Genomic DNA, 24,589 nt, shown 5'->3' on the forward strand with positions numbered 1-24,589 from the left:
AACTTACATAAAATTAAAGCTTCTGTCTATCAAAATAGTGATGAGCAGAACCTACGTTATATTTACTAACGTATTAATGGTATAATCGAATCTAAATTCATCATGAAATTTCCCTCTATATTCAGAACCGCCAGGCCTATGCGCTTTGACATAAAGCCAAGGCACTACGATCCGGTCAAAGAAGAAATTGAGCAAAGAACCTCCAGGATTAAAAGACAACTGGAAGCTGATGGGCTTATTTCTTCTGATGAGGAAATCAGTGAAGCTTTTAAAAGCCAAAAATCTTCTTCTATCAGAGGTGCATTTACACAGGGCAGCCCTATTAAAAACAAACCATCCGACTTATTCAGTAGCGCTGGGATGTTACGTTTGATCATTTTACTTTTTCTTGTTGGAAGTATCACTGGATATTTATATTGGGGAGCAAATGTGCTTTATATTTTATTATATGTGGGTATTGGAATAGCAGCTGTGCTATTTTTTCTAAGATTGAAAGGCAGGGGAAATGAGTGATATTATTCAACTTCTTCCTGATGCTATTGCAAATCAAATAGCTGCGGGAGAGGTCGTTCAGCGTCCAGCATCCGCATTAAAAGAATTATTGGAAAACTCCATAGATGCAGGCGCTTCAGACGTTCATGTTTTGGTGAAGGAAGCTGGGAAAATGCTTATACAGGTCATTGACAATGGCAAAGGAATGAGTCTTACAGACGCCCGAATGAGCTTTGAACGCCATGCCACTTCTAAAATCAGGAATTCAGAAGATTTATTTGCCATTAAGACTTTTGGGTTTAGGGGAGAAGCCATGGCATCTATTGCTGCTGTGGCCCAAGTGGAAATGAAAACCAGGCCGCAAGGAGAAGAACTTGGCACACAAATCTGTATAGAGGGTTCTGAAATCAAAAAACAGGAACCAGTTGTCTGCCCCCAAGGCACTTCCATTGCAGTTAAAAACCTCTTTTTCAATGTTCCAGCCAGGAGGAATTTCCTCAAATCCAATCCTGTGGAGATGAAGCACATTGTCGAGGAATTTCAACGGGTAGCCCTGTCCTATCCTGGAATCAGCTTTAGTTTGACGCACAACGACATGGAACTGTTCAGACTCAGCCCTGGAAAACTAAGTCAAAGAATAGTAGGGATATTTGGGAAGAACTATCAGGGACAATTGGTGGCTTGTGAGGAAGACACGCCCCATGTGACGATCAAAGGCTATGTTGGCAAGCCTGAAAATGCCAAAAAGTCGCGGGGAGAGCAATACTTCTTTGTAAACAACAGGTTCATCAAAAGCAATTACCTGAACCATGCTGTTTCCAATGCTTATGAAGGGTTAATGGCTTCAGACCAACACCCATTTTATGTGCTTTTCCTTGAAATCGATCCTTCCCACATAGACATCAACGTCCACCCCACCAAAACCGAAATCAAGTTTGATGATGAAAGGACGATCTATTCTGTGGTGCGGGCTGGGGTAAAGCAGGCTTTGGGTGCTCATAATGTCGTGCCCACCTTGGATTTTAGCCTAGATGTGAATTTTACAGAAACCTGGAAAAACGACGAAGTAAGGAAAGAAGAAGTAAGCCGAGAAAACAGCTATAAGACCTACAGTTCTCCATCCTTTAAGAAACAGGATACTTCAGGTTGGGAAAAACTTTTTGAGGGAGGAAAGAACAGTGCTTCTGACCTCAGTCAAGACGCATTCAAAGAAGGAGCCTCCTCTCCTTCCATTGAGACACTTACTTTCTCCAGCAAGGCCAATGATGAAGAAAAAGAAGCTTTACAACCTGAACAAGCACTTCATTTTCCTCAAGAGGAAACCAATACAGGAACAACTTTTCAAGTAGAAATGAGTTATATTGTTGCTCAGCTCGGCAATGGCATGTTATTGCTTGACCAGCAAGCCAGTCATGAGCGCATCTTGTATGAAAGGTACCTGAAACAATTGAAAAATTCGGGAGGCGCCTCCCAGCAATGTCTTTTTCCACAAAGCATCAATGTAAGTCCAGCAGACTTTGCTCTCGTCATGGATCTTCATGATGAACTGACCAACCTTGGCTTTGTGGTCGAAGAGTTTGGAAAAAACACCTTGTTGATAAAAGGTGTCCCTGCAGACATTCAAATTAATAATGAAAAAGCCCTTTTTGAAGGCCTTTTGGAACAGTTCAAACATTTTAAATCTGAACTTTCCTTGGACAACAAAGAAAATCTGGCGCGATCTTTGGCCAAAAAATCTTCCATTAAGAAAGGGGCAAAACTTAACAGCCAGGAAATGGAAACCATCGTAGGGCAACTATTTGCCTGTCAAAATCCAAATTATGGCTTGTCAGGGAACAAAACCTTTATCAAACTTGATTTAACTAGAATAAGAAGTTTTTTTGAAAAATAATCTATGTTTAGAAACCTAACACCCGTTGTCAAAAACCTGCTCTTGATAAACGTGGGCATTTTCTTTATAGCAACCTACTTCATTCCGCAGTTGCAGGCCATGTTTGCGCTTTACTATATAGAAAGTAGGTTGTTTATGCCTTTTCAGTTTTTGACCTATATGTTTATGCATGCCGGAATCTGGCATTTGTTCAGCAACATGTTCGGTTTGTTTATATTTGGCCCATTATTGGAACAGTTTTTAGGCCCAAAAAAAATCCTAACACTATGGATGATTTGTGGTATCGGCTCCGGTGTGCTTTATTCAGGCTACACGGCCTTCCAAATGCATCAACTGGACAACAAAATTGAATCTTTTTACAATAATCCAGATCCAGAAATTTTCAATCAGTTTGTCTCTGATAACAACTATATGTTCAAGTCAAGCATCTATGACTTTATAGATAAATTTAGCAGAGCTCCTGAAAATGAAAGTTACATTCAGCAAGCTAAAGACAACATGCAAGCTGTCAGGGAAAATAAGTCCAACATTCCTATGGTAGGTGCCTCTGGGGCTTTATTTGGTATTTTGATCGCCTTTGGAATGCTCTTCCCCAATACCCAGTTATTCCTATTATTCCCCCCGATGCCGATCAAAGCAAAATATTTGGTGCTCTTTTATGGGCTCTACACGGTTTACAATGTGATTGTCAATAACCCTACAGATAATGTGGCACATTTTGCCCACTTAAGTGGTTTAATAATAGGTGCGATTTTGGTAACTTTCTGGAAAAAGAACAGAACTAGCTTTTATTAATCATGTACGGAGGATTCTGGTATTATTTAAAAAACGCTTTCAACCATAAAGACAATAGTCTCTATAAGATATTGGCCATTAATATTTTGGTATTTTTGGCTTTTCTGGTGCTTAGGGTTTTCTTGACTATCGGAGGGGGTGAAGCCCTCTATAGCAGGATCCTTTCTTACTTTATGATGCCAGCTGCCTTGGATCACTTCATTCTTCAGCCTTGGTCCATCATCACTTATATGTTTTTGCATGAGGGCATCTTCCATATTTTATTCAACATGCTCTTTCTGTATTGGTTTGGCTTACTGGTTCAAGAATACTTGGGAAGCAGAAAGCTAACCAACCTATATGTCCTTGGCGGAATAGCAGGCGCTCTTTTGTACGTTTTGATGTATAATTTTGCTCCTTATTTCAGTAACCATAGAGATGCCGCATTGATGTTGGGAGCAAGTGCAGGCGTATATGCCATTGTTGTAGGAGCTGCGACACTGACCCCTGACACCACTTTCCACCTTATCTTACTCGGCCCAGTAAAGATAAAATACATTGCCATATTCTATGTAGTGGTGGCATTTGCCAACAGCACTGGCAGCAATGCAGGAGGAGAACTAGCACATTTGGGCGGGGCAGCGTTAGGCTACTTCTACATTTCACTATTGAGAAAAGGAACAGACTTAGGCAGACCAGTTCAAGCTGTGGGCCAGTTTTTTGAGAACCTGTTTTCTGGTAGGCCCAATGTAAAAGTCACTTACCGCAAGAAAAATACTCCCTATAAGAGTGAACCCTTAAAAAAAGAAGATCGAAAAACAGACTCATCTCAAGCCACCACTCAAGAGGAAATTGACAAAATTTTAGATAAAATTGCAGAGAAGGGTTATGACAGCCTTTCTAAAGAAGAAAAGAGAAAGCTATTTGAATACAGTAATAAATAAAATGGTTTTACAAACCTTAATTACCAAAGTACACAGAACTGCTTACTAATTTTCATTCTATAAATATCAATCCGACCCAACCCTCAACTAAGACAGCTTCAGTCTAATGCAACTATAGGCTTGCTGATTTTTGAGGTAAGCAGAAACAATCAAACCGATAGGATTAATTCTTAATAAATACCCCCCTTTCATCTCCATAAGCTTTACTGTAGCAATATTTCATCTGCACCAAAAGATGAGTAACTTAGTGTTAATTTTCATCCACAGTTTAGTTTAATGACTCCAAAAGAGGTACTCAAAAATTTTTACGGTTACGATAACTTTAGAGGTCAGCAAGAGGCCATTATCAAATCCATTTTAAGCGACAAAGACACTATTGTATTGATGCCTACAGGTGGAGGGAAATCGGTTTGCTATCAAGTTCCGGCAATGGTTTATGAAGGGCTTACATTGGTTATTTCCCCCCTCATTGCCCTGATGAAAGACCAGGTGGACGCCCTTAATGCCAATGGCATTCCTTCTGCTTATTTAAATTCCACCCAAAGCACCTCAGAGCAACGCTTTATTCATCAGGAAATACAATCTGGCAAAATAAAACTGCTTTATGTCGCCCCAGAAAGATTATTTGGAGGAGCCTTCCCATTGACCGAGTTATTGCAAGACATCAAGCTAGCACTTGTCGCCATTGACGAAGCCCACTGCGTTTCACAATGGGGACATGATTTTAGACCTGATTATTTACAAATTGGCATGTTGAGGAAGGAGTTTCCTGCGGTGCCATTCATAGCCCTTACAGCCACAGCAGATAAACAAACCCGAAAAGATATAGCAGATAAACTGGGGCTTATTCATCCCAAATGGTTTATTTCCAGTTTTGATCGACCGAACATCACTTATAGGGTCACGCCCAAGAGGAATTCCTTTGAAAAACTTTTAGAGTTTTTAGAATATCACCAAAAGAGCTCAGGCATCATTTATTGCCTTTCTCGGAAAAATGTTGAAGATACCGCCGAAAAGCTTCAAGCAGCCGGACTTTCCGTACTTCCCTATCACGCAGGACTGAACCGAGAAACCCGGGCTGCCAACCAAGAAAAGTTCATTAAAGATGAAGTAAAAATCATGGTCGCTACCATTGCTTTCGGAATGGGGATCGATAAATCGAATGTTCGTTTTGTGGTCCATATGAATATGCCACAAAACATCGAAGGGTATTATCAAGAAACCGGAAGAGCAGGAAGAGATGGCCTTCCTAGTGAAGCTTTGCTTTTTTACAGCTATGGCGATTTTATGACTTTAAAGCGCATGATCGACACGCCAGACAATCCTGAATATGCGTCCATTATGGCCACTAAGCTGACTAAAATGAAAGACTTCTGCCAGAGCAGCAAATGCAGAAGACGATACCTCATGAGCTATTTTGGTGAACAAACTGATGAAGCTTGTGGCAATTGTGACATTTGCTTTTCTGAAGGGAACCAAGAAGACATGACCATTCCCTCCCAGATGTTATTGTCCACACTCGCAAGACTTAAGGAATCATTTGGTATGGGCTATACTATTCTAGTGCTTCGCGGTTCTCAATCTGTCAAAGTCCAAGAGGAACACAAACAACTTTCGGTTTATGGTATTGGCAAAGACAAAACTGAAGACTTTTGGAAGCTTTTAGGGCAACAACTGATTCAAGAAGGCTATATTGCTGAGGCAGGTCAGCAATTCCCTACCCTTAAACTGACCACCTTGGCTTGGACCAAGCTTAAGAAAAAACAAAAGATACTGCTAAGCATGCAGGACAATTCCATGCTTAGAAAAACCAAAAAAGTAGCCTATGAGGAAGCTCTTTTTGAAGAACTCAAGTCTATCCGGTTTGAAATAGCCCAAAAAGAAAACGTTCCTCCCTATGTGGTTTTCTCTGACGCCAGCTTAGTGGAGATGGCTACTTACTTGCCCGTAAACAATGATAGTTTCTTAACGATTTCAGGCGTTGGACAAACTAAGTCTGAAAATTACGGGAGCCAGTTCACAACTGTCATTTCCAAGTATGTCCAAAAGCATCAGCTTTCACCAAGAAAAAAATTAACCTCATCAAAAAAAACGGTAAACACTTCAACAAACGGGATTTCAAGTACGGAGAAAATGACACTAAAACTCCATCAGGACGGTATGGACATTTACCAAATTGCAAAGACAAGGGAAATGGCACTTACTACTATTGAAGGACACCTGACCAAATTAGTTAAGCTTGGAAAAATAGATGCAGAGCAGTTTGTTTCCAAAGATGATCTGCTGAATATTCGCCTTTTTTCTAGAAGGCAGGAAAATAATTACTTAAAACCCATCAAAGAGCATTTTGGAGAAAGATACTCTTACTTCCAAATCAAAGTAGCATTAGCCACTGATAAATAAACACTTATAAAACAATTTATAATAGTTCAGTAAACGATAAAGACAATATTTTTATATACAAATGGCACAAAAACCAAAAAATACCCCAAATGGGGTATTTTTTGGTACTTGAATAAGTTATACATTTGAGGAGGGTGATTAAGCAACTTTTTCCACTTTGTTTTAAGTGTTTAAACGAAATCTCAAGAGGCCATTTTAATTCTTACTTTTTAAGGCCTCTTACTTTAACTTCCCTACATCCTATCCAACGCCCCTTGAAAAAAAGAAAAAGCCAACAATTTCTTGTCAGCTTTTAGTATTTTCTATTGATGCTATTTTCCTATTTCAACCAGGCAAGACTGATTTCATCTGGAGCTTTCATTCGATCGGCCAACCTCATGTATCTGTCTGATAGGCCAGCCAAATAATCTTGTGCTTTGGCCGCGGCTCCCTCAAGACCAGTGATAGACTCAATCTTCCACAACTTCACCAAGTGATCAATAATCCTTGCATAATCCCAACCCGTGTAAACACCAATCTTTTGGGTAATGGCAGAAAACTGATCAAACAAAGTTGGGTTGCTACCTCCTTTGCCCATCAAAACCGCTGGCATAACAATCTGCTTTCGCATCATTTTCTCAAAAGCAAGCATGGCACCATTCGGATCGATTTCAAAGATTCGCTTCATAAAGGACTTGTAAGCCTTTTCATGTCGTGCTTCGTCACCAGCAATCTGCTTACATATCCTTGCCAGCACTGTATCTCCTGCTTTATCAGCTAACTTTCCTGTATTGACATGACTGACCTTAGTGGCCCTTTCCTGAAATGAAGTATAAATGATTGCTTGAAAAGGATCTTTTTCTGATTTAGGGTCAAAACCATTATAGATCAATCTATGAATCGTCTGCTCCACTTTTCGCATATCTGCCCTTCCGGAAAGATAAAGATACTTATTCAACAGGTCACCATGGCGGTTTTCCTCAGCAGTCCAGGCTTTTGACCATCTTACCCAACCCCTGTCGCTCAGAAGGCTTCCTTCTGGATTAATACCTTCCAAGAGATTAAAATACGTTTGATAACTTGGCAAAGCCTCCTCTGTGATCATATTACCAATCAAAGAAGTAATAATCGTATCAGGAATTCCAGCAGCACGCTCTTGAAGCTTTTTCACCTCATCAAAAGCATCAGGCGTACTCATATCAGGGAGAAAATCTGTAGGCTGCCAACAGTCATCTGGATTCAACAAAGTGTTATCCACTGCTTCACCTACAAAGGCATCCAGCTGACTGATCACCTCCATATTTTTCTCCAGTTCGTAATTTATAGCTACTGTATCTTTCATACTATCTTATATAAAGTGTTTCGAAGAAACTTGACCTGCCATTCCCTTCACACATTCATTTTTATTTCACCACTTCAGGCCAATTCAATCGAGTGGTATTTATGAAAACGAACATTCAATTAAGATGTTTTCTAAAACAGCACAAGTTAGGCATTTAAAAGCTAGCACCATAATAATGAGAAAGATTTAAATAAGGCAAGACAATGCATTCAGCCATAGAAAATTTTAAAAAAAGCCACTGTTTAGACATAAAAAAAGTGCTGCATGAATTCATGCAGCACTTTTCCAATATATTGGCCTACTATTTTAAAATAGCGTTCCGATTAATTCATGTCCCAGAAAATGGCTGAAGTTGTTTTATCTCCTCCAAGGGCCGAACTAGCTGATGTATAGTTAGTCGTGTTGATCAATGGCTCATTGGTTGGGAAAATCAACCTTTTCGGGTTGGCAACACCGTTTGAAACAGCTGTTAGCAATTGTGGATAATCCAATCTTCTTGCCTCTGTCCAAGCTTCATGACCTTGATTATAAAGTGCAATGTACTTTTGCATACCGATTTTCTGCTTGTAATCACCAGCAGCAGTAAGATAGTTTACTGATGGTTGCGCCAAATAAAGCGTCGCCTCAGCATCTGTCAAACCCCAAGTGGCAAAAGATGCACGAACACCTGCTTCGTAATACTCAGCCGCACTTCCAGAGATAAAATCTCTCTCAACTGCTTCTGCAAGAGAGAACGCTACAAAAGAGTAGTCCAAAATAGTCCCTGGGAATGTTGCCTCAGCGATAGCCGGATTAATGTGTGTCAAAGAAGCGTAAGCATTACCTGACGCACCATAATTACCACCTACATATCCAGCCTCAATATTATCATCAAAGTAAGCATCCATTCTTGGGTCATTCACATCCTCCAACATATCAATGAAGAATTGAGTAACCACAAAGTCAGAAGCCCTGCTATCTACTTCAAAATAGTCATAGATGGGATTAGTATATGGCTGAGAACTGCTGAATTGGTAAACCGCATTATCTGCATTTGATTCAAACACACCAGCTGCAACTGCCTCAGAAACCAAAGTAGCTGCCTCTGTTGGATTAGAATCAGCCAATCTCATTCCGATTTTCAACTTGATAGAGTTGGCAAACTTCTTCCATGCTGCGATATCTCCTCCATAAAGAATATCAGAAGAAGCACTGAATCCAGCTGCAGTTTCATCAAGGTTTGCTATGGCTACATCTAAGCTATCGATGATTGCACCATATACAAATTCACCATCATCATAAACTGGAGTAACATTAGTTACGTCCAAAGCTTCCGTATAAGGAATGCTACCAAAGTTATCAACAAGATACTGATAAGCATAAACCTCCATTACAGAAATCATTGCCAATTGGTTGTCTCTTTGAGGAACCAATGCTGCACTAACCTCACGAGATTTGATGATGTCTTTGGCTTCTTTCAATTCATACAATGTTTCAGTATAAATATTGTCCCAAAGGCTACCTCCTACATCTCTGTTGGCCGCATCATAACTAGATTCTTGGATATATGTAGTTTGGGTTAGAAAGTTAGCCCAAAATCTGTCCAAGTTATTATTATAGTCAATGTTGACCATTTGGTTTACCAAGTTGTACTGTCCATATGTAAACAACACTTCTGGTTCAACCTCTACCGGATTCTTAGGATCCGTGTTCAGATCGGAAAGATTTTCATCACAAGAAGAAAATAGTCCCGCTGCTGCTATACCTAATATTAATAATGACTTTTTCATTGTGATTCAGTTTTAGAATTTAACATTTACGTTGAAACCGAATTCTCTGGTGGCTGGTAAAGCACCATTCTGGATACCTTGTAGGTTACCTGAACTGGCACTGTACTCAGGATCAGAGTAAGGAAGGTTTTTGTGAATGATCCACAAGTTTCTACCAAAACCACCAACAGATACCTGATTGATGAATAGGTTGTCAAAAAACCTAGTAGGTAGATCATACATCAAGCTAACCTCTCTCAATTTCACAAATGAAGCATCATAAACCAATGCTGCATCTGGAGCATAAGTACCAGTCTCGCTAGAACCACCATAGTATCCAAATGGAGTCAAATAATCCCCAGCATTCGCTCTAATATCATTTGGAGCAGAGTTAGAAACTGTGTAGCTGCCATCCTCATTGAATGCAACATCTCCTTTGACACCTGGAAGAATGACACCTCCTGAAGTTTCATCATTGGTGATAGGGTCTCTCATTGGATTACCCAACTCATTCAAAGCAGCAGTTTCAGCATATAGACCAGTAGCACTACCAAAGCCCATATCATAACTGATCACGTCTCCACCTTTTTGCATGTCAATCAAGAAACTGAATGATAAGCCTTTGTACTTGAAAGTGTTGTTGATACCACCAACCCAGTCAGGCTGGATGTTACCGATCACTTCATTAGTAGATTCAGTTCTTAGGTACTTACCATCAGAACCTACTACTTTCTGGCCAGACTCATCAAATATATAGTTAGTACCAGTGATCGTACCATAAGCTTCACCCTTTCTAGCATTGATCGCAGTAGACCAAGCAGAATAGATCAACAAGTTTTCTCCTCCTTCATAAAGGGATACTACCTTATTTACGTTTTTCGCCCAGTTAACATTTACTCTCCAAGAGAAGTCAGGAGTTTTGATAGGATCACCGAATAAACTTAACTCAACCCCTTTGTTTTCCATCTCACCAGCATTCACATATTTATAGTTAAATCCAGTAGCTGAAGAAACTTCAACAGGAAGGATCTGGTCAATCGTGCTTTTCTGATACAAAGAGATGTCAGCTCCAACTCTATTGTTCAAGAAGTTAACCTCCAAACCAATCTCCATTTCGTCTGTTTTTTCTGGCATAAGATCAGGATTATTAGAAGTGTCAGGAGTAAAGAACATTGGCACACCATCAAATGGAGTCGCTGAACTGAATGTGTTGATTACACTATACGGATCACCTGACCCACGAACACTCGCATATCCAAGTCTCAACTTTCCGAAACTCAAAGCAGAGCTTTCGATCAATTCACTGAACACAAAGCTACCTGCCACAGAAGGGTAGAAATAGCTGTTATTACCGGTAGGCAACGTAGAAGCACGGTCAACCCTTCCAGTCATATCAAGATATAACATGTCCATATAACCAAAAGTCAACTGGCCATAGTATCCATATTTTCTAATATGATAATCACTTTCCGTAGGTGGCTCCAAAGCATTGGCAGAATTGCTCAAGGCATAGATTCCAGGAACAACCAATCCTCCATTTGTAGATGCTCTTGTGGCATTTACTCGGGTATTTCTAATATTAAAACCTAATAAACCTGTCAAAGACAATGATTCATTTAAGTTTTTATCAAATGACAAGATGAAGTCACTGTTGTACTGTTCAAAAGTTCTTTGGAATTTAGAGTATTCAGATTGATCCAAACTTCCTACAGCAATTCTTTCTTCCTGAAGATCAGAATAAGAATCAATACCAAATCTGGCCATAGCAGTCAACCAATCCGTGATTTCGTAATTGGCTTGGAATTTACCAAAGAACCTGTTACGCTGATCGTTCTGATAGTTTTCAAACAATGTCCAATAAGGGTTATCGAAATAGTGAGGAGACGTATCACCAGAACCATTAGGGTTCCAAGTGATGTTCTTTCCTGTCATATTATAAGCCTCTTCCTGAGCCTTGAGGTCCACATTGGTACCAAACCACTGACGCAAGCCCTGAACAACGTTCTTTCCATCATATCCCGTACCATATCTACCCTTACCTTCTACTCTGGTATAAGTAGCTTTTCCGTCAATGGACAATCGATCACTCAGCTTATAGTTGGCATGAATATCTACTACATTTCTTTTGATTTTACTGTTTGGTAGAATACCCGAACGATCATCATTGGTATAACCGAACCTTACGGAACCATTTTCATTTCCACCTTCTAAACCAACATTGGTAATGTTACCAACACCAGTTTGGAAAATATAATCAGGACCATTTTGAGCGGCTACCCATGGAGATGGCGTCAAATAAGTATCCAGTTCAGGATAGAAAGATTCCCATCCATAAACCATCAAATTAGGATCATAAGCAGCTCCAAAAGATGCATCCTCTCCAGCTGGAACTTCAAGATCTAACTCTCCATCACCATTTACATCTACATCGTAGAATCCGCCAGTTTCACCATAAATAGCACCATAACCTTGACCGTACTTATTTTGGTATTTAGGGAAGGTGCTTTTATCCACCATGCTGAAGTTGGTCGCATGGCTTAATGTAACACCTAAACCGTTCTTCTTCTTAGATCCTTTTTTAGTAGTGATCATGATCACACCATTTACAGCATCAGAACCATAAAGAGCAGCAGCAGTAGCACCTTTCAATACAGATATTGATTCGATAGTTTCAGGATCAATATCAGAAGCAGCGTTACCGTAGTCATAACCTCCGCCTCCAGACATCTGGCCAGAAGTGTTCAGGTTAGAGTTACTAATTGGAATACCATCTACAACGAACAAAGCTTGGTTATTTCCTGTAAATGAGTTAGATCCTCTGATTACAGCATTTACAGAACCACCGATGGAATTACTCTTCTTAATACTAAGACCAGCAACCTTACCGGATAAAGAACTGATAAAACTTGACTCTTTCGCCTTGCTTACCTCATCGCCTGTCACTTCCTGAACAGAATAGCCAAGAGATCTTTCTTCTCTTTCAATACCCAATGCAGTCACTACAACTTCAGACAATTCTTCAGCGTCAGAAACCAAAGCAACATCAATAACCGATTGATCACCGATAGTCACTTCTTTGGTAGTCATACCAATAAATGAAAAAATTAAGATCTTTCCTTCAGATGGTACAGAAAGGGTGTATTTACCATCAAGATCAGTTACAGCACCTTTTGAGGTACCTTTTACCAGGATACTTACGCCTGGGATCGGCTCTCCATTATCTGCTGAAGTCACCGTGCCTCTTACTGATGCAGTCTGTGCAAAAGAAAATTGCAAAAACAGGCATAGCAAGAGGGTTAATTGTACTCTTTTCATCATATGCGGTTGATTTGATTTTGCCACAAAGTAGAAATCCATACTCGAAAAAAAAATTTTATGATTTTTTAACATTAGATTAACAATAGAAAATAACTCCATAAAAATCTGGTTTACAGTTGTTTATGAATTTAAAAAAAAATTAAAAAAAATTTGTCCTTTTCTAATACACAATATGAATTTCCTAACGAATAAAATTCGTTAGGAAAACCATTTCTCTACAAATAAAAGAGGTTCATTTTTGAACAAAACGCAATTTTGTTCAGGTATTATAATAAAAACCCATTTTTAATTCTAAAGTTTCCATTACGATCACGTTGCATCCAACTAAATATTACATTAAAGCTATTTTTCAGACTATTACGATTATTAAATTCAGAATATTATTTGGTTTTCTTAAATTCAAGAGCCAACTGAATACCAAGTAAAATAGCTTAAAATCATGTCAAAAAACTAACAATTAAACCTAATAACGAAACAAAACAATGTCATTTCATAAGTGATTTCACATAAAATATTTACTATAATCATCAAAAATCACCAGTAAAGATAATTGAATTTAACCAATAAACTACATAACAATATTTAGTAAAACGCAATTAGAACACAGTAAGATAAAGGACAAAAATTGTATATTATACACTAATAGAAACACTTATCACACAATATATTGCTCTTTAAAATTTGAGACGTCTACCACGACCATCTCGATCATTGAAATAGATGTACTCCATCAAAAAATACTTACACCATCATCCTTTACAAGACGCAAATAGTAAAAAAGCCACTCCAAGGGAGCGGCTTTCCTGTTGTTAAAGTCTGGAATTACCAATTTAATTCACATCCCACCAAAGTTTTGAATTCAGTACATCACCATTGGACAAACGACTCACAGCCTCACTTCTATTGGAACCATTTAAGGTCCTTTCAAAGTCAGGATACTGCAACCTAAAAGGAATATCTGTAAGTCCTTCCACCAATGAAGAAAATGTATAATCAATGGTAGTACCAGGTACAGGAGTCACGCTAAAATCTGTTCCAGGCAAAATCAAGGTATGCGGATACCCTGTTCGTCTATACTCCTGCCAAGCCGTATGCGCATCCATATAGAGGGCAATATATTTCTGCGTCAGTACATTCTCTTCGTTTGCAGGTGGTAATGCCGCTATGTAAGCATCAATTTCACTTGTAGCCACTCCCCATTTCTCCATAGATGCCCTAACCCCATTCTCATAGTGAGCCTGATCCCAACCATTCAATTCAGATAGAATAAAAGATATTTCAGCAAATTCGATTACAGATTGACTATAATCCGGCTTATTGATGATATCATCTCCAGGAGAGCTTTCCCATGGGAAAACACCAGCATCTGCTGAGTTTTCACTCACTGGCATTCCAACATAATTGCCATCTCTATTAGGAATAGCAAACTTTTCCAGACGTGGATCTTCAGTCCCAAAGAACGGATTTGCAGTAATATCCACACCATTATGATCTACCAAGTTATTTCCTAAAAGCAATTGACAAAACGGATGGGAGATAGCAAAATCAGTTCTATTGTTGACATTAAATGCCCTATAAAAAGGGGATGCATTCACATCACTGGATTCATATATAAATCCAGCATTATCCGCATTGGAGGTAAAAACACCTTTCGATAAGGCATCCGCAATGTGGGAATCAGCCAAAGAAGGGTTTATTCCCCTAATCTTTAAAGCAATCCTTAAACGCAGAGAGTTGGCAAGTTTTTTCCACAAAGCCATTTGCTCATCCTGTCCTCCATAGATATTGTCTGCCTGCACCTCCAATGCATCCACATCGATCATTGCCTCAGCATCTTGCAGTTCATTCAATATATCTTCATAAATCTTGGACTGTGCAGCATAAACAGGAGAAAGGATTTCCTCCTCCGAATCTGCAACTTGCAAGGCCTGAAAATCAGGATCATCTGAACCATAAGAGTAATAAGGTATATCTCCCCAGGTGTCAGCCATAATATTAAATGTCCAAGACATTAAAATTCGGGCCACCGCTATTTGGTTTTCATTGGATCCATACTGGCTATTTTCCACCATGGTCTCTTCATTGCTGTTTAAGTAGATGACCTTTCTTAAATTTTCCAAATTGGCATAGAAGTCCTCCCAAGTTTCCCTTTGAGACTCCCGATACACATAACGGTCTTCATCAGCGTAGGCAGTCTGCGTCCAATACTGCATACCTACCAAAGTAAACCTACCTTGAAACCACTCATCGTAAAAGTCATCCATCATCTTCTTTACTGCATCATTTAGCAGGCCCGTCGTTGGAGGATTATTAGTCTCATTCGGGTTTTGCTCATAATCCAGATCACAAGCAACCATCAATGCTGTCAATCCAAATACAAATATTTTTATTTTGATGCTTTTCATACTGTTGAATATTTATAGTCCAATATCTACCTTAAACCCAAATGTTCTCGAAGTAGGCATAAATGCACCTTCAATTCCTTGAATATTACCAGAACCGTTGACCGCTATTTCAGGATCCAAGCCTTTGTAATCCAATCCAAAAGTCCAAAGGTTTCTTCCATAGGCAGAAACTCTTAAGCTTCTGATAAACTCATTGCTTCCCATATCAAAGTTGTAACCCAGAGCCAATTCCCTGACTTTGATGTAATCTGCATCAAAAACACTCTGGGCACTTGGCATCCCAAATCCATGATAATAACGGGCCGCCCATCCCTGTCCTGATACATAGGTTTCATTTGGAGCAGTGTTACTGACAGAATATGAACCGTCCTCATTGAACTCTATATCTCCTGTGACACCTTCAAGCTTGATGCCACCTCCATCAGCTACCGGCGAACGTATTTCATTGCCTTGATCATTGATTCCTGCGGTAGGCCCCCATGTACCTGCATAATGACCCCACATATGGGAAACTGAATAAAACTTACCTCCTTTTTGGATATCGATCAGTGCACTCAAATCAAATCCTCCATAAGTAAAATAGTTTCTAATCCCCATATTATAATCAGGCATAACCGAACCCAGTGGAACCAGGTTTTGAGTCCTCGCCCAATAACCATTATCCTGAACTACTCGGTTACCTTGATCATCGTAGATGTAATCATATCCCCACAACTGGCCATACCTTTCACCCACCGAGGCCCTCAATGTAACTCCATCAAATGGTGCACTACCAATATCCATTGCTTCAATACCATCTATTATACTGATGACCTCATTGTCGATTTTAGTATAGTTAACCGTAATGTCCCATCGGAAATCCCTAATCTGAACAGGGGTACCCCTTAGCATGATCTCAATGCCTTTGTTCACTATCTCACCGGCATTAATAAATTTGGCATCATAACCTGTGGCTCTAGAAAGCTCCAAAGGAATGATCTGATCCGTTGTAACATTTTTAAAATAAGTAACATCAAAGCCTACCCGGTCTTTAAATAAACTTGCCTCAAGCCCAACCTCCCAAGTATCGGTATTCTCTGGCTTCAACTCACTATTTAACAATTCTTCCGGAGTATAAACCCTTGGAGAACCTTGAAACGTACCGTCTGTATTGAACTTATAGGTGGTATATACATTATAAGGATCAGTATCTTTAGAAACCCTTGCCGCACCGATCCTCACCTTACCAAAGCTTAACCAAGGCAAACTGACCACATCAGAGAATAAGAAACTCAAAGAGGCTGAAGGATAAAAATAACTGTTGTTGTCCTCAGGCAAAGTAGTAGACCAGTCATTCCTCGCTGTCAAGTCCAAATACAACATGTCCTTGTAGCCGAGGTTTGCTGTAGCAAACAAACTATTAATTGATTTTTTGGTTGTCTCGTCATTGACCAATACAGCTCCTGCTGAATTCAGCAAATTATACAATTCAGGAACTACCAGTCCACCCGAAGTCTCCCCTCTGTTCAAATGGAGCCTTTGCCTCATTTGGTTACCACCTACCAAAGCACTTAAGTTCAAGTCTTCATTAAGTTGCCTTTGGTATCTCAGGGTCAGTTCATAATTGTACTCATAATTGTTCCTTACCGCCTCATAATAATAGGATTGCGCTTGCGACCCTACGGCAACCCTTTCACGATTGTAGAAAGTATACAAATCGCCACTGACTCTACCTCCTAGATTTAAGCCTTCAATTATTTCATAACTCAAACCTACATTTCCATAGAACCTATCCCGCTCATCATCGGCATAGTTTTTATAAGCAGCCCAATAATGATTGTCTGAATAATGCGGAGTTGGATCATCCCATGAGTTTCGGTTCCATGAACGCTGTGTACCGTCACTGTTCAGGTATTTTTTGGAACGTTCATAATCGATTTGTCTTTGGGTCCACTGAAACAAAATTTGCCCTAAAGGACTACCATATGGCTGGTTAGAAGCTGGGTACCCCAATAATGGCCGGCCTTTGGTAGCAGTTCGGACATAATTCAAAGAAGATTGCGCAGTCAGCTTCTCTAAAACCTTGGTCTGACCGTTAATAGAAAAATTGTTTTTGGTAAGTTCAGAGCCAGGTAAAGTTCCCGAAGTTTTCGTGTTGGAATAGGCCAAGCGAACCGAAGAATTCACGTTAGAACTTGATACAGAGACGGAGTTTACATAGGACACACCTGTTTCAAAAAAATCTCGAACATCATTTGCCGGTGCTACCCATGGTCTGGGCTGTAAGTAATCTTCCGGATAATCTTCACTAAAAGCATCCCAATGTAAAACCGAAATATTAGGGTCATACCTGGGCCCCCAACTCTCATCCACTCCATATTGAACGACCTTATAATCTGTTCCATTGATATTTGCTACTTCAAAACCATCTTGGCCGCCGTCCTCATCACTGATGATCGCACCTCCACCATACTTCCTTTGTAGTTCTGGCATCAAGTACACACTCTCGAAATTTACCGAAGAACTAACATCGACACTAAAGCTTTCTTGGCCCGGTGTACCTTTTTTGGTTGTAATCACAATCACACCGTTTGCAGCTCTCGAACCATACAAAGCCGCGGCTGTACCTTTCAAGACAGAAATACTCTCTATATCATTAGGATTAAGGTCATTCAACATATTCCCATAGTCAAATCCACCATTCCCTTCCTGCATGTTCTCATCATTGAAATTGGAATTGTTTACCGGCAGACCATCAATAACAATCAATGGCTGATTTTCCCCAAAGAAAGAACTGGCTCCACGAATGGTAATCCTTTTAGAGCCTCCCATATTGGTAGATGAAGATAGTTGCACCCCAGAAACCCGGCCAGCAAGAGAACTCAATACATCAGTCTGCTGAGACTTATTCAGCTCTTCTGACTCAACAGCCTGTACTGAATAGCCCAAGGAAGCTTTCTCTCTGGTGATACCCATAGCAGTCACCACCACCTCTGTCAATTCCTTGGCATCAGATGCCAAAGCAACATCAATCTGAGTTCTTCCTCCAATTACCACCTCCCTAGTGGTCATTCCAATAAAAGAGAAAATCAACACTTCTCCACCTGATGGTACATCCAAAGAGTACACACCATCCAAATCTGTGACGGCACCTGTAGAGGTCCCTTTCACCAGAATACTAACACCCGGAATCGGTTCTCCATTATCCTCTGAAGTCACCGTTCCTGTCACTGTAACTGATTGTGCAAAAGCATAATGCACCATCATACATAGCAACAAGGCTAAACGTACACTTTTCTTCATAAGAAACTGATTTGATTTGATTAGTTTGTTTCCGTTAAATGCCCATGCAAAAAATCATTAGTGCAAGCTGGCATCATCATTCTTCCGAATACCTAAACGACTGATTAACATTAATTTAATCAAAACAATATCAATATCAAACAAGGATTGTATTTTTTAAATATTATATGTAATTAACAATATACACCAGGTGATTTTTTATTCTAATCGGTGATTTTTTAAGAAATCATACAATAATAAATATGAATTTTATGTCATAAAAAAAGAGTGAAGAAGGCCTTCACTCTCAAGTATTTCATCTCAAATTAGATAGCTTAATATACCAATTTGTATGCTACTACCTTGTTTTTCATAAATGTAGGTACCAAAATGATTTTTTCATCCTCCAAATAACCAATATCGGCCGTATTAGATCCAGCATCTTTTGTATCTAATAGCTTTGTTTCCCCATTTTCATCTATAATCCATATCTCGCCAACCCATCTACTAGCAATATAAGTATCATCGCCTAAGATGATCAAACCATCACCACCAGTCACTTTGCTGTTAAGAATTTCGGCAGTACCACTTTCTCCATACTTTTTAAGTCCCTCACCGTCCAAACCATATAAGGTACCATCTTCAGATAATCTCACACCATTGATACTAGCTTGGCCTTCTGCCACAACACTTATCTCCCCGTCTGCCAACACATGAATAAGCCCTTTTTCCATATCGGAGAAATAGACCTTCCCTCCATGCACATCAACATCATTTAGAAAACCCGCACCTTCAATAGGATAAGTATTGGATACTTTTGCACTTTCCACATCTATCTCTACTAACTCATCTATATTGGTCACATACAACTTTCCATCAAGAAGTCCCATTCCTTTGGGAGCATCAATTCCTGAAACCCACTCTTTTTCTATGATTTCTCCATCTTTTGAAATAATCGAAATGAAGCCCTCTCCATCTTTAGCCCTTGGATCTCCTGCAATATTTGAAACATAGATGGTTCCTGATTTCTCATCCACCAAAACAGACTCACAAGTAGTGAGCTCATCCGGCGTTTCCCACAATAATGTCAAAGATGGCTGCACTTCCTCTTTCACCTCCACCATTGGTTCTTCTTTTATCACTTCCTTTTTTTCGGCACCTCCACATTGCCAAAAAAGCAAGGGCGCAGCTATTAACAGCAATAATAATTTGTTTGTCTTTTTCATGTTTTAGTTTTTTATGGTTAAAGTTCTTTTTGAAAAATTATTCTCTAAACTTAGTAAAAATCCTTCCTATTTAATAAGTTTTGACCTTCATAGAAGCAACTGACTTCTTAAAAATTTGTTTAAAGAATATTTACACCGTTTATAAATCTTTTCAGAAAAAGGTCTTATCCTATATTAACTTAAGACCTAAAATTATCCGTATATGAAAAAATCACTACTAACAAAAGCATCTGTACTCTTACTTGCCTCAGCAATAGGCTGCCAAGAAAAGCCAGTAGAAGTTGACTACACCATTATGAGTGACGAAGAAAGGCTGGAAGCTGCTAAAGAAATAGCTCATGAAACAATCATGGTAGATGGCCATGTCGACTTACCCTACAGGATGAAAGTTGGAGGTTTTACCCTGCAAAGGGAAATACTGGACGTTTCTGAAAGAACAGATGGAGGCAACTTTGACTTTCCTCGATCCAAAGAAGGAGGCCTTGATGCCCCATTTATGTCTATCTACCTTCCTGCAAGGTATCAGGAAATGGGAGGTGCCAAAAATTTGGCTGACTCTTTAATACTGATGACCAAAAGACTGGCTGATACATGGCCTGAAAAATTTGCCATGGCCTACAGCCCTGACGATATAGAAGCCAATTTTAAAGCAGGGAAAATCTCCCTTCCAATGGGTATGGAAAACGGAGCAGGCATTGAGGATGACATTGAAAATGTAGCCTACTTTCATGAAAAAGGTATTCGGTACATCACGCTAACCCACGGCAAAGACAACCTTATAGGAGACTCTTCTTATGATACAGCAAGAACACATGGAGGCCTCACTGAATTTGGCAAAGAGGTGGTCAAAGAAATGAACAAGGTGGGTATTATGGTTGACATTTCCCATGTTTCAGATGACACTTTTTATGATGTGATGGAGCTGACTGATGTTCCTGTTATAGCATCTCATAGTTCTTGCAGAAAATATACCCCTGGCTTTGAACGAAACATGGATGATGATATGATCAAGAGACTAGGTGAGGAAAATGGCATTATCATGATCAATTTTGGTGGCAGCTTCATTGATGGAAACTACAATGACAGAACAGCCGAGGTCAGAGAACACATCGTAAACTGGCTGGCTCAAAATGAATTCAGCAGAAGCGACTCTGCGGCACAAGCTTACATCGAAAAATACACAGCAGAACATAATGTCTTTCCTGATGTGAAATTGGTAGCTGACCACATTGACCATGTTGTAAGCATTGCAGGCATCGACCATGTTGGTTTCGGCTCTGACTTTGATGGGGTAGGTGATTCATTGCCTAATGGCTTGAAGGACGTTTCCATGTATCCCAACTTGATTGCAGAATTACTAAAAAGGGGATACAGCAAAGAGGATATTGAGAAAATTTGCTACAAAAATGTATTCAGAGTTTGGAGAGCGGTTGAAGATGCTGCAACAAAAATGAGCTAATCCCAATCTCGAGGTGCTTTCTGGAATTTCATTTCCAGAAAGCACTTTAATCCCCTTACTTATCCAACAAATACCAGCCATTAGGATCCACCACTATTGGCCGATCACTTTTTACTCTTACCGCTTCTTTACTTAAAACTACCTTTTCAATCCCTTCCGAAGTTTGAATTTCCATTGGCAAGCTTAAATCAACATTAGTCAATTTAATGTCAAACCTGTTTTTCCCCTTTGGGTTAATCTTAACTTTTGGAAGGTCAGTTGAATACAGATAAATTTGAAAAAAATCTTCTAAATCTTTTCCGCTGTAATTCTCCACAAAATCTATAAAATCTTTTGTATTGACTTGATTTGTATAGGTATAGCGACTATCAACAGCAAAAGCTTTGATCATTGGGAAAAACATCTCATCGCCTAACAAAAACCTTAATGAATGCATTATATAAGCCCCTTTAGTATAAATATCTCCTTGGTAAGCTTCTTCTGAAGTTTTATTGGGAGTCAGTGCTATTGGCTGTTTGTTTTCTATACCTCTTGCAGCGGTCAATACATGTTCATGGTAAGCTTCTTCCCCTCCATGTTCAAGGTAAAATAACATATCCCCATAGGAGCATATTCCCTCATGTATCCAAAAATCGGCCCAGTCTGAAACGGATATTTTGTTCCCCCACCATTCGTGACCTAATTCATGATGCAACAACCAATCGAAATTTACATCACCCACTTGGGTATATTGAAAGTTATTGCCATAGCCATTGATGGTTTGATGCTCCATTCCCAAATAAGGAGTTTCTACTACAGCAATTTTGTCATCTGGAAAAGGATATGGACCAAAATATTTTTCCTGGGTTATTACACTTCTTTCCAATACTTCCAACAAGCCAGAAGCTTTTGCCTTGTTTTCTTCCAAAACAAATACCTTCATAGGTATTTCCCTTCCACTTGTTGAACTAAATTTCTTGGACAATTCAAAAAAACGCCCCATCGTGAAATTGATATTGTAATTATTGACAGGATAAGCTGTTGCCCAATGAAAATAATTATAACCTAAGCCTGTTCCTTGATTTAACAATCTTCCATTTGCAGCTACAAAATACGGGAAGGGAACTTTAAAATACATGTCCACACCATGAGATGGTTCACTGGAAGGATGATCTAGACAAGGCATAAAAATCTTCGCCCCTTCATGCTGGCAGGAAAGTCCTACCCAATAATTCCCATTTTGGTCTTTTTCCCAAGTAAAGCCTCCCGACCAAGGAGGATTCTTAGCAACAGGTGGCTTGCCTCTATAATAAATCTTTACACTATTAGCATTCTCTGGGGGAAGCATATCCAAGACTTTACCATGGTGATTAAAACTTATCTCCTCATCTCCAACCTCCACCTTGGTCACTTGGTAGTTATCGATAAGATTGAGCCTCAAGGTATCTAATTTCCCTATCCTACGAAAAGTCATCTCCATAGAAGCATTGATACCTTGAATCTTAGGTAAGATCTCAATATCAAGTGAATAATGTATTACCTCATATCGCTCTTGAAGCGGATCCATTTTTCCTCCCCATGTCCATTTGTGCTCTTGGGCAACTACCTCAAAAACACCAACAAAAATCATAATTATCGAAAAAATTAGTTTCATTTTACTCAATCTAGGCTAATCTTTACTGTTTCAAACACTTCAAACATCAATTTACGGACACTCGTACAGAAAATGATGAATATCCTAAGATTTCACTAAATAAATACTTGAACGGTATATTTATTCTCACCTACTGTTTATCAACACTTTCATATCAAATATTCTATCTACCCTATAAAATCAAATCCATTTTATCATATATTTTCTTTATTTAATACATTACTATTTTCTTCTTCAAGAAAAAAATAGTAAATTGATATGTGTCAAATACAAGCTTGATATTCAAGTTTAATTTTTGAAATAAGTCTTTTGTTCAAAGCCATAGCGCAATGCCAAAATGTACTATCTGATTAAACCTTATTTCTTTTTTATCTCCTTTTTTGTGGCTTTAATAATTTCCTCTTCCAGCTACGCAAAATCAACGGATATACTTTTGTCAAAAGATTCTATAGAATCCAAACTGTCAAACTCTTCATTGTTCAGCAAAGACTACGGAATACATAAATCAAGCCTTGAAAATGTAAGTTCTTTGTATCATCAAACCAAAAAAGACACCTCTTGGCTTAAAATCGGCGGAGCACTTAGACTCAATACGATTTATGCTATCTATGAAGGGCAAACTTTCCCACTGGGAACTGACTCAAGAAATGAATGGACTTGGGACACCTGGAGAATCAATGTTGACTCCTACGCTAACGGATTGCGATTTGCTTTCGAATACAGATTTTATCCCACTTTCAACACCCATTTCATAAAGTATGGTTGGATAGGCTATCGTTTTTCAGACCAATACAACTTGCAGTTTGGCATCACCCAAGTACCTTTTGGCTTATTGACCTATGCCTCCCATAGTTGGTGGTTTCAGGCTCCCTATTATTTAGGGCTTGAAGACGATCATCAGATTGGCTTCAACTTAACCAAGAAATTTGACAAGTGGACTTTTAATCTTGCCTACTTCCCTTTATCTGAACCAAGGGGCACCAATGACCCAAAATTTGGTGCATATTCAAGCGCAAGGTATTCCTATGATGTGGTGCCCATAGAGGGCAATAATAACATCGAAAGGAACCAAATCAACCTTAGAACCACCTATCAACTTCACGGTACCGAGTTAGGTATTTCGGTACAACAAATGGAAATTTATAACCAATCTTCCAAAAACAAAGGACATCAGTGGGCTACTGCCTTGCATGCAGAATGGGCCAAATCCAAATGGAACCTAAAATCTGAAATCATATACTATCATTATACCAACGTTGAAAATGATGCAGGTGCTGACCTGAGTAGCGTCCAAATGGGTGCCTATGGATTCGGGACATATGACGTGGCATCAGAAGCCTTACTTTATGTCATAGGAATAGCTTATGATATCCCAGTAAAATGGGGCCCCATATCAAACATACAAGTATATAATGATTACAGCTATGTTCAAAAAGCAGGAAAAACCCTAATAAACGGAATGCAACAGCAATTTCAGGACACCCAACAAAATGTACTTGGGGCCTTAATCTCGGCTGGTAAGATTTACACTTACTTTGACTTTGCATCAGGCTATAACCACCCTTGGATCAGTGACTCTTTTGGGGGAAATGCTTTGGGTGCAGGACGTGGTGTAAGTTACCAAGAGCCAATTTCAGATAATAACCCGATAGACCGTTCCCCATACTGGAACACACGAATCAATATTAATCTAGGCTATTACTTCTAAAAGCAT

The 24,589-nt window shown here is 39.3% G+C and carries 14 protein-coding genes; 7 read left to right on the forward strand and 7 right to left on the reverse strand.

Features of this window, described 5'->3' with window-relative positions; all coding sequences use genetic code 11:
• Window positions 1-102 precede the first annotated feature (102 nt).
• From IFO69_RS06890 to recQ, 5 genes are all read left to right on the forward strand, one after another.
• Window positions 103-513, forward strand: a complete 411-nt coding sequence (locus IFO69_RS06890) for a hypothetical protein (RefSeq protein ID WP_192009335.1) — start codon at window positions 103-105, stop codon at window positions 511-513.
• Window positions 506-2,383, forward strand: coding sequence for a DNA mismatch repair endonuclease MutL (gene mutL, locus IFO69_RS06895; RefSeq protein WP_192009336.1), 1,878 nt, complete (start codon window positions 506-508; stop codon window positions 2,381-2,383). Before IFO69_RS06890 ends, mutL begins: the two co-directional genes overlap by 8 nt.
• Before the next feature lie 3 nt (window positions 2,384-2,386).
• On the forward strand, window positions 2,387-3,178 hold the full coding sequence (locus IFO69_RS06900) for a rhomboid family intramembrane serine protease (RefSeq protein ID WP_192009337.1): 792 nt from the start codon (window positions 2,387-2,389) through the stop codon (window positions 3,176-3,178).
• 2 nt (window positions 3,179-3,180) lie between these two features.
• Window positions 3,181-4,101 carry a rhomboid family protein gene (locus IFO69_RS06905; RefSeq protein WP_192009338.1) on the forward strand — a complete coding sequence of 307 codons (921 nt, stop codon included), beginning with the start codon at window positions 3,181-3,183 and terminating at the stop codon, window positions 4,099-4,101.
• Window positions 4,102-4,377: 276 nt separating this feature from the next.
• Window positions 4,378-6,504, forward strand: coding sequence for a DNA helicase RecQ (gene recQ, locus IFO69_RS06910; RefSeq protein WP_192009339.1), 2,127 nt, complete (start codon window positions 4,378-4,380; stop codon window positions 6,502-6,504).
• A 319-nt stretch (window positions 6,505-6,823) separates the two neighbouring features.
• Here the strand turns inward: recQ and IFO69_RS06915 are convergent, their stop codons facing one another.
• The 6 genes from IFO69_RS06915 to IFO69_RS06940 all read right to left on the reverse strand — a co-directional run bounded on the left by IFO69_RS06915 (window position 6,824) and on the right by IFO69_RS06940 (window position 19,783).
• On the reverse strand, window positions 6,824-7,825 hold the full coding sequence (locus IFO69_RS06915; RefSeq protein ID WP_192009340.1) for an acyl-ACP desaturase: 1,002 nt from the start codon (window positions 7,823-7,825) through the stop codon (window positions 6,824-6,826).
• Between the two features lie 323 nt (window positions 7,826-8,148).
• Entirely contained in the window at window positions 8,149-9,594 is a 1,446-nt protein-coding gene (locus IFO69_RS06920; RefSeq protein WP_192009341.1) for a SusD/RagB family nutrient-binding outer membrane lipoprotein, read from the reverse strand.
• A gap of 12 nt (window positions 9,595-9,606) precedes the next feature.
• Window positions 9,607-12,891 carry a SusC/RagA family TonB-linked outer membrane protein gene (locus IFO69_RS06925; protein ID WP_192009342.1) on the reverse strand — a complete coding sequence of 1,095 codons (3,285 nt, stop codon included), beginning with the start codon at window positions 12,889-12,891 and terminating at the stop codon, window positions 9,607-9,609.
• An 830-nt stretch (window positions 12,892-13,721) separates the two neighbouring features.
• Complete coding sequence (locus IFO69_RS06930; protein ID WP_192009343.1) at window positions 13,722-15,296, reverse strand: SusD/RagB family nutrient-binding outer membrane lipoprotein; 1,575 nt, start codon at window positions 15,294-15,296, stop codon at window positions 13,722-13,724.
• 12 nt (window positions 15,297-15,308) lie between these two features.
• A complete protein-coding gene (locus IFO69_RS06935; RefSeq protein WP_192009344.1) occupies window positions 15,309-18,578 on the reverse strand; it encodes a SusC/RagA family TonB-linked outer membrane protein in 3,270 nt (1,089 codons plus the stop codon).
• 314 nt (window positions 18,579-18,892) lie between these two features.
• Window positions 18,893-19,783 (reverse strand): SMP-30/gluconolactonase/LRE family protein, encoded by an 891-nt coding sequence (locus IFO69_RS06940; protein ID WP_192009345.1) that lies wholly within the window; start codon window positions 19,781-19,783, stop codon window positions 18,893-18,895.
• Window positions 19,784-19,985: 202 nt separating this feature from the next.
• Between IFO69_RS06940 and IFO69_RS06945 the strand changes: the two genes are divergently transcribed.
• On the forward strand, window positions 19,986-21,242 hold the full coding sequence (locus IFO69_RS06945) for a dipeptidase (protein ID WP_192009346.1): 1,257 nt from the start codon (window positions 19,986-19,988) through the stop codon (window positions 21,240-21,242).
• A 55-nt stretch (window positions 21,243-21,297) separates the two neighbouring features.
• Here IFO69_RS06945 and IFO69_RS06950 read toward each other — a convergent pair whose 3' ends face one another.
• Window positions 21,298-22,875 (reverse strand): M1 family metallopeptidase, encoded by a 1,578-nt coding sequence (locus tag IFO69_RS06950; RefSeq protein ID WP_192009347.1) that lies wholly within the window; start codon window positions 22,873-22,875, stop codon window positions 21,298-21,300.
• Window positions 22,876-23,257: 382 nt separating this feature from the next.
• Between IFO69_RS06950 and IFO69_RS06955 the strand changes: the two genes are divergently transcribed.
• Entirely contained in the window at window positions 23,258-24,583 is a 1,326-nt protein-coding gene (locus IFO69_RS06955; protein WP_317173433.1) for a porin, read from the forward strand.
• The last annotated feature ends 6 nt before the right edge of the window (window positions 24,584-24,589 follow it).

The organism is Echinicola arenosa (assembly GCF_014841125.1).
Taxonomy (GTDB): Bacteria; Bacteroidota; Bacteroidia; order Cytophagales; family Cyclobacteriaceae; genus Echinicola; species Echinicola arenosa.

Coding starts and splice junctions, on each gene's coding strand:
- mutL (WP_192009336.1), top strand. CDS start 506: ATGAGTGATATTATTCAACTTCTTCCTGATGCTATTGCAAATCAAATA.
- IFO69_RS06950 (WP_192009347.1), bottom strand. CDS start 22,875: ATGAAACTAATTTTTTCGATAATTATGATTTTTGTTGGTGTTTTTGAG.
- IFO69_RS06930 (WP_192009343.1), bottom strand. CDS start 15,296: ATGAAAAGCATCAAAATAAAAATATTTGTATTTGGATTGACAGCATTG.
- IFO69_RS06925 (WP_192009342.1), bottom strand. CDS start 12,891: ATGATGAAAAGAGTACAATTAACCCTCTTGCTATGCCTGTTTTTGCAA.
- IFO69_RS06935 (WP_192009344.1), bottom strand. CDS start 18,578: ATGAAGAAAAGTGTACGTTTAGCCTTGTTGCTATGTATGATGGTGCAT.
- IFO69_RS06890 (WP_192009335.1), top strand. CDS start 103: ATGAAATTTCCCTCTATATTCAGAACCGCCAGGCCTATGCGCTTTGAC.
- IFO69_RS06915 (WP_192009340.1), bottom strand. CDS start 7,825: ATGAAAGATACAGTAGCTATAAATTACGAACTGGAGAAAAATATGGAG.
- IFO69_RS06920 (WP_192009341.1), bottom strand. CDS start 9,594: ATGAAAAAGTCATTATTAATATTAGGTATAGCAGCAGCGGGACTATTT.
- IFO69_RS06905 (WP_192009338.1), top strand. CDS start 3,181: ATGTACGGAGGATTCTGGTATTATTTAAAAAACGCTTTCAACCATAAA.
- IFO69_RS06945 (WP_192009346.1), top strand. CDS start 19,986: ATGAAAAAATCACTACTAACAAAAGCATCTGTACTCTTACTTGCCTCA.
- recQ (WP_192009339.1), top strand. CDS start 4,378: ATGACTCCAAAAGAGGTACTCAAAAATTTTTACGGTTACGATAACTTT.
- IFO69_RS06940 (WP_192009345.1), bottom strand. CDS start 19,783: ATGAAAAAGACAAACAAATTATTATTGCTGTTAATAGCTGCGCCCTTG.
- IFO69_RS06900 (WP_192009337.1), top strand. CDS start 2,387: ATGTTTAGAAACCTAACACCCGTTGTCAAAAACCTGCTCTTGATAAAC.